This window comes from Enterobacter cloacae complex sp. GF14B (assembly GCF_004136805.1).
In the GTDB taxonomy this organism is placed as follows: Bacteria; Pseudomonadota; Gammaproteobacteria; order Enterobacterales; family Enterobacteriaceae; genus Enterobacter; species Enterobacter hormaechei_C.
In genome coordinates this window covers 1-1,607 of record NZ_QFRV01000250.1, presented here as the reverse complement: position 1 = coordinate 1,607, position 1,607 = coordinate 1, and the positions used below count along the sequence as shown (strand labels likewise).

Here is a 1,607-nt window from a genome sequence, read left to right as displayed (position 1 = left end):
CTCACCGCCGACCGGCACGCCGTGGGCGATGCGGCTGGCGTCAACGCCGTACTGCGCGCACAGTTCGGCGATGTAGTTGGCGGTTGCCTCCCCTTCCACCGTGGGGTTGGTGGCGAGGATCACCTCTTTGATGGTTTCCGACTCCAGGCGCTGCTCCAGACGATCGAGACCGATATCGTCCGGGCCGATGCCGTCCAGCGGGGAGAGATGCCCCATCAGCACGAAATAGCGGCCGGAAAACTGCCCGGTTTGTTCGATGGCGTAGATGTCCGCCGGACTCTCCACCACGCAAATCTGACCGTTTTCCTGACGACGCGGGTTCGTGCAGATGTTGCATACGTCCTGCTCGGTAAAGGTACGGCAATCCGCACAGTGACCAATTTCTGACATGGCGCGGGTCAGAGCCTGCGCCAGGCGCATCCCGCCGCTGCGGTCGCGCTGCAATAGCGTAAACGCCATACGCTGCGCCGACTTCGGGCCAACGCCCGGCAGGCAGCGCAGTGCTTCCATTAACTGCGTGAGCAGCGGACTGGTTTGCATCAGAATGGCATCTTAAAGCCCGGCGGCAGTTGCATACCGCTGGAAACAGAGGCCATTTTCTCTTTCTGGGTTTCGTCGATACGGCGAGCGGCATCGTTAAACGCGGCTGCAACCAGATCTTCCAGCATCTCTTTGTCGTCTTCGAGCAGGCTCGGGTCGATTTCCACGCGACGGCAGTTATGCGCACCGTTGATGGTCACCTTGACCAGACCGGCACCGGATTCACCCGTGACTTCCAGCTGAGCGATCTCTTCCTGCATCTTCTGCATTTTTTCCTGCATCTGCTGAGCCTGCTTCATCAGGCCACCCAGACCGCCTTTTCCACCAAACATAGGCTTCTCTCTTCTTTCACGTTAAGGATTACAACCGTAAGTCAGACTCACGATCAAATGGGGCGAATACTCTCTTCATCCAGATCGGCGTCGAAGAACCGGCGCAAGGTCTGGATGTTGTTATCCGCAATTATCGCCTCGCGCGCCTGCGCGAGCTTCTCTTCATAAATGGCCTGACGCCACTCGAGCGGCGTTTTAACCGCCGGATTATCATCTTCAATGATAGTCAATTCAACCGGCACACCCTGTAATGCGGTAAGCGCCTCGGCCAGCGCCTTTTGCGCGCCAGGGGAGTTGAGGTGCCGCTGCCCAGGGCGCAGGTGCAGACGCACCTGATTACCGTCCTGCTCTTTCCAGGCGTTCAGCGCGACCTGCTCAACCAGCTTCGGCAGCTGGAGTTTGCTGACCTCGGCGGCCCAGGCGTCGCGCTCGATGGACTCTTCCGCAAGCTTCGCGGACAGCTCCGGCGTTTTTTCATGCTCCAGCGCCTTTTTCAGCGCTTTTGGCGTGGCGACCACTTCCTTGACCGTTTCAACAACGGTAGTCGCCTTCCAGCGGTATGCCTCTTCTTTCGCCGGGGCTTTTTGCTCGAGCGCGGACGGTGCCGGACGCGATTGCACGCGCTCCGTTACCGAGGCCAGTCGTTCAAGCGCGGCGTTGTTCACCGGCCGCGCTCTTGCAGGCGCTGCCGGTTCACTCTTTTTTGGTTTGGTTGCTCCCTGCGCACGTTGCAAC

The 1,607-nt window shown here is 59.5% G+C and carries 3 protein-coding genes and 1 other annotated feature; all 3 genes read right to left on the bottom strand.

Translation table 11 applies throughout. The features are described 5' to 3' along the window. Positions 1-540: recombination mediator RecR (recR, locus tag DD606_RS25095; protein WP_129259455.1), on the bottom strand; the 540-nt coding region annotated here is incomplete at its 3' end. After that, entirely contained in the window at positions 540-872 is a 333-nt protein-coding gene (locus DD606_RS25090) for a YbaB/EbfC family nucleoid-associated protein (protein ID WP_003858972.1), read from the bottom strand. The genes recR and DD606_RS25090, both read right to left, overlap by 1 nt. Positions 873-925: 53 nt before the next feature. Next, positions 926-1,607, bottom strand: a 682-nt coding sequence (locus tag DD606_RS25085; protein ID WP_306768328.1) for a DNA polymerase III subunit gamma/tau C-terminal domain-containing protein, incomplete at its 5' end; no start/stop codon positions are given. After that, positions 1,532-1,596: a sequence feature (DnaX frameshifting element), on the bottom strand. It overlaps the preceding gene by 65 nt.